General features: G+C 53.9%; 9 protein-coding genes and 2 pseudogenes. 6 read left to right on the forward strand and 5 right to left on the reverse strand.

The features are described 5' to 3' along the window. Positions 1-131 precede the first annotated feature (131 nt). The gene (gene hopBM1 / locus DW49_RS1000000129550) at positions 132-605 is read right to left on the reverse strand and encodes a type III secretion system effector HopBM1 (RefSeq protein WP_074800939.1); all 474 of its coding nucleotides are present in this window, start codon (positions 603-605) and stop codon (positions 132-134) included. A 206-nt stretch (positions 606-811) separates the two neighbouring features. Here hopBM1 and DW49_RS0105505 point away from each other — a divergent pair, with 206 nt between their 5' ends. From DW49_RS0105505 to DW49_RS0105525, 6 genes and pseudogenes are all read left to right on the forward strand, one after another. After that, positions 812-2,041 carry an IS91-like element ISPsy3 family transposase gene (locus DW49_RS0105505; RefSeq protein WP_080336767.1) on the forward strand — a complete coding sequence of 410 codons (1,230 nt, stop codon included), beginning with the start codon at positions 812-814 and terminating at the stop codon, positions 2,039-2,041. 181 nt (positions 2,042-2,222) lie between these two features. Further along, a pseudogene (locus DW49_RS1000000131750) lies at positions 2,223-2,399 on the forward strand (Tn3 family transposase); the annotation flags it as partial. A 33-nt stretch (positions 2,400-2,432) separates the two neighbouring features. Beyond that, positions 2,433-3,017: pseudogene (locus DW49_RS01000000128065) on the forward strand (recombinase family protein); the annotation flags it as partial. Beyond that, complete coding sequence (locus tag DW49_RS0105515; protein WP_010208571.1) at positions 3,017-3,208, forward strand: hypothetical protein; 192 nt, start codon at positions 3,017-3,019, stop codon at positions 3,206-3,208. The pseudogene DW49_RS01000000128065 and the gene DW49_RS0105515, both read left to right, overlap by 1 nt. Before the next feature lie 182 nt (positions 3,209-3,390). Further along, complete coding sequence (locus DW49_RS1000000133035; RefSeq protein WP_005759896.1) at positions 3,391-3,564, forward strand: hypothetical protein; 174 nt, start codon at positions 3,391-3,393, stop codon at positions 3,562-3,564. Next, positions 3,564-4,169, forward strand: coding sequence for a hypothetical protein (locus DW49_RS0105525; protein WP_024421119.1), 606 nt, complete (start codon positions 3,564-3,566; stop codon positions 4,167-4,169). The genes DW49_RS1000000133035 and DW49_RS0105525 overlap by 1 nt, the downstream gene beginning before the upstream one ends. 75 nt (positions 4,170-4,244) lie before the next feature. Here DW49_RS0105525 and DW49_RS0105530 read toward each other — a convergent pair whose 3' ends face one another. From DW49_RS0105530 to DW49_RS01000000128070, 4 genes are all read right to left on the reverse strand, one after another. Continuing rightward, positions 4,245-4,784 (reverse strand): hypothetical protein, encoded by a 540-nt coding sequence (locus DW49_RS0105530; protein WP_017685039.1) that lies wholly within the window; start codon positions 4,782-4,784, stop codon positions 4,245-4,247. Between the two features lie 89 nt (positions 4,785-4,873). Further along, a complete protein-coding gene (locus DW49_RS0105535; protein WP_024421120.1) occupies positions 4,874-5,104 on the reverse strand; it encodes a hypothetical protein in 231 nt (76 codons plus the stop codon). 35 nt (positions 5,105-5,139) lie between these two features. Continuing rightward, positions 5,140-5,556: a hypothetical protein gene (locus DW49_RS0105540; protein WP_005619498.1), complete on the reverse strand. Its 417-nt coding sequence runs from the start codon at positions 5,554-5,556 to the stop codon at positions 5,140-5,142. Between the two features lie 159 nt (positions 5,557-5,715). Then, a partial coding sequence (locus DW49_RS01000000128070) for a primase C-terminal domain-containing protein (protein ID WP_024421121.1) occupies positions 5,716-6,521 on the reverse strand: 806 nt, incomplete at its 5' end.

Below are 6,521 nucleotides of genomic sequence, written 5' to 3' on the forward strand. Positions count from 1 at the left end.
CCGCTCAAAAACCTCTTCACCGCTAACCAGTATTGGGCACATCTCCTCGAAGGGGGCTATGAAGACATGACGCCTTCTTCATAACGTCAACTTGATGCATAGGCATCTTAAAATCCCCATGCATAAACTCATCAGTCCTCGTTTAGCCGCAGCGGAACGAACTGACACTCAGATGCTGACTTTGTACATTCATATCCTTGAATTCCAACCGCGCCACGCTCTTTAATCCAATTGTGCTGACCTTCAATGGAAACGATAAGTGTCTTTAGTCTATTCTCATTTCCTGCTTTTCGATACTCAAGATCTATTACGCCATTATCTCCGCTTAGTGAATAACTACAGTTAGTCAATGTTCCTCCCTTCTGACTTTTATCCACTGAAAGATATAAAGCAGTGGAAAACTCTTTAATGGAGTGTTTCTTGTGTGGTTGAGAAACCCAGTTCCCCTCCCAACCAGCAAACGTTTCCGGCGCGATATAGATACCATTAACGTACTTCACGCTTTGCGGGACAGGACAACTCATAGCATGAGCGTTAGCTGCCATAATGCAGGGGGATGCGGTCAATATAGCCGCCAGCAGACTGGTCTTGTGAAGCCTGTTCATAGCACTTGTCCTCTTGTCTGGTTCTTATAAATAGAATGAATGACTAGGCTCTATACGTAAACCAAAAAATACGATTGCTTGTAGAGAGCACGGAAGTGTTAGTGGAGCCGCACCAGCCGGCAGTTCCCAGCCTGCGGGGAAATATGAGGGCCGGGGAGCAATGAACATCGATTTGAGCTTTGTCATGAGGCCCATTATTGATCATCATGAAGCCTGCTTACCCACCGCTGCTGCTTCAGATGAGTCCAGCCTACACACCTCGACCGCTCAAAAACCTCTTCACCGCTAACCAGTGCTGGGCACACCTCATCGAGGAGGGCGGCTTACGCGACATCGAAGTCGAGTCCGTCACCAAAATGCTGGCCTGCGGCACCTCGATCCTGGGCGTCAAACACTACACCTGCGGCAACCACAGCTGCCCGCACGTCAAATACCTGTGCAACACCTGCAGTTGCCGCGCCTGTCCATCCTGCGGCAAAAAGGCTACCGATCAGTGGATAGCCAATCAACAGCACCGCTTACCCGAGTGTACCTGGCAACACCTGGTGTTCACATTGCCTGACACCCTGTGGCCGCTGTTCTTTCATAACCGTCACTGGCTCGATGCCTTGTGTCGCCTGGCCGTCGACAACCTGCTCTATGCGGGCCGACGCCGGGGCGTGGAGGTGGGTGTTTTCTGCGCCATCCACACCTACGGGCGGCGACTTAACTGGCACCCACACATCCATGTCTCGGTCACCTTGGGTGGGATCGATGACGCAGGTGTCTGGAAAGATCTTTCGTTTCATCCATCAGCCTTGCGTCGACGCTGGATGTGGAATGTACGCCAGTACCTGCTCAGTCAGTGGGAGCACACCACCGTCCCACCTGAAAACGCTCATCTGCAGAGCGAAAATGACTGGCGTCACCTCGTGCTCAACGCCGGTGGTCAGCACTGGCACATCCACTTGTCGAAGAAGACGAAAAACGGCAAAAAGACCGTCAATTACCTGGGCCGCTACCTGAAAAAACCGCCCATCTCGGGCAGTCGTCTGGCGCACTACACCTCCGGTGCCACGTTGAGCTTCACCTACCTGGATCACCGCACCAAGACCTATCAGCAGGAAACACTGAGCCAGACCGACATGCTGCGCCGGGTGGTGCAGCACATCCCGGAGAAGCACTTTCGGATGATCCGGTATTTTGGATTTCTGGCCAACCGCGTCTGTGGCCGACAGCTACCCCGGGTGTATGAGGCGCTACGAATGGAAAGGCGTGGCAAAGCGCCAAAACTGTATTTTGCGCAGATGAGCAAAGCGTTCTTGCATCGGGATCCGTTCAGCTGCGTGCTGTGCGGAGCGCGGATGGTGTACACCGCAGCCATCGCCGGTCTGACAGTGCAGGGCTTGATCAACAACGCTCAAAGCATCGCGCAATTGAGGTACGTGCCGGCCTGATACGGGAGAGGTGCGTCCAAAATCTGGAAAAGGCACAGAAAAGTCGCTTTCAATCCATTTTTCGGCGTGGGTGATGGGTGAAAAAAGCTTTTTGCCGACATCGACGCCACGTTGGCATCACGCAGAGGGTGCCTTTTTAGGAGGATTACCCTGTATAGGAATTATTGAAATTCCTATACATGAACGGGCCACCCAAGGGCTGGCTGATGCCGGGAAGCCGGTGGATAACGACCTATATCAGTATCTGTCGCCGTTGGGCTGGGAGCACGTCAACCTGACCGGCGATTACGTCTGGCGGCAGAGCCGCAAGCTGGAAGACGGGAAATTCAGGCCGTTACGACAGATCGGAAAACCTTAGCGTACGATTTTTTCCGAATTCTGTAGGCTCCCCTACTACGTAGCTGCGGTCTATCGCGAAAAAGCATCGGGCGCTCGATCCGACCGTCCCGAGCTGTTGCGCATGATCGAGGACCTGCAACCAGGTGAAGTCGTCATCGCAGAGAAGATCGACCGAATCAGCCGTCTTCCCTTGATCGAAGCAGAAAGGCTTGTGGACGCGATCAAGGCTAAGGGCGCACGCTTGGCGGTGCCCGGCATCGTCGATTTATCGGAATTGGCCGAGGCATCCAGTGGCGTCGCCAAGGTGGTGTTGCAAGGTGTACAAGACATGCTGTTGCGTGTTGCACTGCAAATAGCGCGTGACGACTTCGAGGACCGGCGAGAGCGACAGCGGCAAGGCATCGACTTGGCCAGGAGCGCTGGTAGATACAGAGGACGTAAGCCGAATGCTAAAGTGCATGAACAGATCATTGCCCTTAAAGGCGGCGGGTGTAGCATTGCGGAAACTGCGCGGCTGGCGGGGGTCAGTGTCAGCCAGGTAAAACGTGTGTGGGCACAGAACCAAGCTAAGGTTAAGATCGGATACTTGGGTGAGGGCGCGCCGAAAACCGCAAGTGAGTATATGGGGGATTATTAATGCAGCTGCATGAAGCGTTTCAACTGGTGGAAGCACTGGGCGTTGAAGAAGCCAATCAGCGAATCCAACAGGAAGGGTGGAAGTTGTTAGCTATCACACAGCGTGAACGCGTCGGATCCGTATATGTCCTTGGAAAGGCCGGACCGGTCGACCCGAAACCGAAAACGGATTGGGAAGCAATGGTTGGATAAGCCTCGGCATACGCCTGGTCGCAAGGGCATGAAGGTGCTGCTGCCGAAGCAGCGAACAAATCCGATGGGGCAATACCAACCGCATGACTATTGCAGTGGGTCATCACTAAATGTCAACTGACAAACCTTTCGATTGTCTATAAAATGAGCGTACATCCAGCCGATCCCTCTGGGAGGTCGACATGACTGCAAAAGCCAAAAAAACCAGCAAGACTGAAAACCCGCATATTGAAGCTGCGGAGCGCTTTCGCCAGCTGGCTCAGATTCTTGCTGGCGATCCTGCTGAAGCTAAGGCTTTCCGCCTTAAAACAGGCGTATATAACACAAACGGCCAGCTGAAGGCCGCCTATCGCTGATGTATCAACAGCTTCCCTCATTTGTTCTCGGTTTTCACGGTTGCGATCGAAAAATCGGGGAAGCTGTGCTCGCTGGTGAGCATGTTGCTCAGAGTGTCAACGATTATGACTGGTTGGGTGAAGGCGCATATTTCTGGGAAAACAGTCCAGAGCGTGCTTTGAGCTATGCCCAACACATCAAAAAACACTCCGGCCGTGGCAAAGGTGCGATCAAGCGGCCATTTGTCATTGGCGCTGTGATCGACTTAGGTTTATGTCTAAATCTGACGGACGAAGGCGCTCTTGATGAGCTTCGAGCTGCTTACGACATCCTTGTTGCTACGTCCGAGGACATACCACTCAACACCCCTGGTTTTAATGGCGATCAGGACAATCTCAAACGTAAACTAGATTGCGCTGTGTTCCAGACATTGCACCAGGCTCGCGTTGCGGTAGGGCTACCGGATTACGCATCAATCCGGTCTCCCTTTCTGGAAGGGCCGGATCTATACGCAGGCACTTCTTTTCGCAAGCAAACGCATGTGCAGATTTGCATAAGAGATATGTCCTGCATTAAGGGATATTTCCTGCCCAGAAATGCTGATGGTTCGCTCTTCCAGCTCTAGGCAGTAGGCCCACCTAGTTTGTCATACTCAATACTTCACCTGAATGGAAATTTCGGGAATTCCGGCTTACACCCCCTATTTGCAATGTTGCGTGGCCAACGCCTCAATGCGCGGATTGAATTCTTCTGGTCGCAGGCTCTCCAGTGGGCCGTGTTGCGGCCACACCTGGAGAACATTGGCGCGTCGCTGAGGTATCGGGCCACCGCAGTATTGCGGACCGATAAGCCAGGTAGGCACGTTATGCCAGGCATAGTGCATGTACATCATGCGTGCACAATCTTCCAGCTGGCCAAGGTCATTGGCCTCATCGGCAAATACAACCAAAGCCACCAGTTGATTGCATACTTCACAATAGACCTCCTCAACCGGGACCTGCCCACGTGGCTCAGATAACCGGACGGGGAGGGCTGTAGGACGTCCACGACCCAGTGTCGTTTCCAGACGATGGGTCAGTGCCTCGCTGATAGGTTCAAACACCTTGAGACGCTGCGCTGTCATGGGGTCTTGCGGATCGCCCGCGACTTCACTGGAGATTCGCGTTTCACCGTCAACCGTGGATTCGATCACCAACCTGCCCAACTCACCCATATCGATGTCACGAAAGGCGTACACCATCCCTTCAGGCAAGGGCTGGCGGGTAACAGAAATGTTAAGGGGCAACCAAAAATCGCCGCCTGACGTATCGGGGTGATCGGTCCGTGTTGTCATGCTTCGCTCCAATGCAACGCTGACCCACCAAATCGGCGCGCCAGGTGTTCAATCTCGGTGATGCCATATAGGGAAAGTGACGGTGACACCGTCACATTACTCCGCGCAGCCACATCACACGCTACATTCCACGCGAAACCGCGTTCTCGACGCAGTGCTTGCAATCCTTTGATCACCAATTCACGTTCAGCGTCTGACAAGCCTTCGATGATGGTTACCGGCGACATGACTGCTCCTGTGCAACAAGTGGTCCTATCAAAACTTAGTACCCGTCACGGGTACGGTGTACATAGGAATAGCCGCCCAACACAATGATGAGCAACACGCCCCAGCGAGTGAACCCATTAGCCCACCACTCTACATCTTGCACTTCACCTGGGAAGAACAGGCCTACGCTGCCCCATTGTTGCAATGCAGGCCAAAACCCCAGCCAGACAGCGGCCAGTGATGCAGGCAGTACATTTTTTACGGTCAAAATAGATCCGTAATTATTTTCTTGCCACCACCCTGCACAAAGAATCGCAATGCCGATGATCATGCCAAGCAGCAGACGGCCTCCGGCATGAAAATCGAGGCTGACAGCTTTCGAGAACTTCCATACAAACAGGCACACAACGATCACTGCAATGGCGATGCCCAGCAGTACCAAATCATCCGAATCATTACGTCGATTGTTCACCTTACAACTCCTGTAGGTGTCTATTTTGATGCGTTGAGAAAGGTAACAAAGCGCTGAAACCCACCCCAGCAATGAGTAACCACAGCGCATTCTATGTAGGTCGAGCGGATCAACACAAGAATGCGCCAGAGAACACAACACTCATCAGCGCACTCCCCATCATGAACCATCCTCATGTTCGGTCTTTAAGGGCTTCCCGGCTTGCGGCCCCTGCGGGACCGCAGATATCTGATGTACACCATATTGCACACCCGAGGCGCGGCCATCAGCAGGCTGACCAACCGGGGCCTGGACGGGTGGAGTAGCAGGTGAACGATCTTGCTGAGGTTGCATGGGCACAGCCTTACGGCTGACCTTGAGAACGCTCACAGTGGTCGGTTGAGCGACTTCAGTGAGGATGTGCGTGTAGCTGGCCACCGTTCTCGCCGAAACACCGGCGAGTGTTGCAATTGCAGAACGCACCAACGCTTTGCCCTGGTCTTGAAGCTGCCGGCACGCAGCGCGTATCTTCGATTCGGTGGCTTTGTGCCGCAGTTCATGGGTGCGCCTGGCAGCCAGGCTTTGCCGTTCGGTGAGCGACAGGCTGCCATCGAGCTGCATTGCTCCTCGGTGGCAACGACGATCACCGGTGTACCGATCCCACGTCCAGCGACCTACGGATTTGACCGTGGCGCGTATCGACGACAGCGGCAGGTTTTCGGAAAAACCCTGCTTTAGAAAGCTGTTGTGGTTGTACGCATACGCATCGAGCGAGCGCATGAACGACTCGAACGAACCCAGCTCGCGCTCGCGATTGACGATGCTGTACGCAAAATAGCGCAGCTGCTCGAACAGGATGCAGTGCCGCGAATGGCTGACCTGGTCAAGCTTGGGACCTGTGGCCCACGGCTTGACGGTCAACTCCACAGCGCTCGCCAGTTCGCCCAGTTCGTACACGTGGCTGTGAAATTCGGTCGTCTCCCACC

The sequence above is a fragment of the Pseudomonas avellanae BPIC 631 genome (genome assembly GCF_000444135.1).
Classification (GTDB): Bacteria; Pseudomonadota; Gammaproteobacteria; order Pseudomonadales; family Pseudomonadaceae; genus Aquipseudomonas; species Aquipseudomonas avellanae.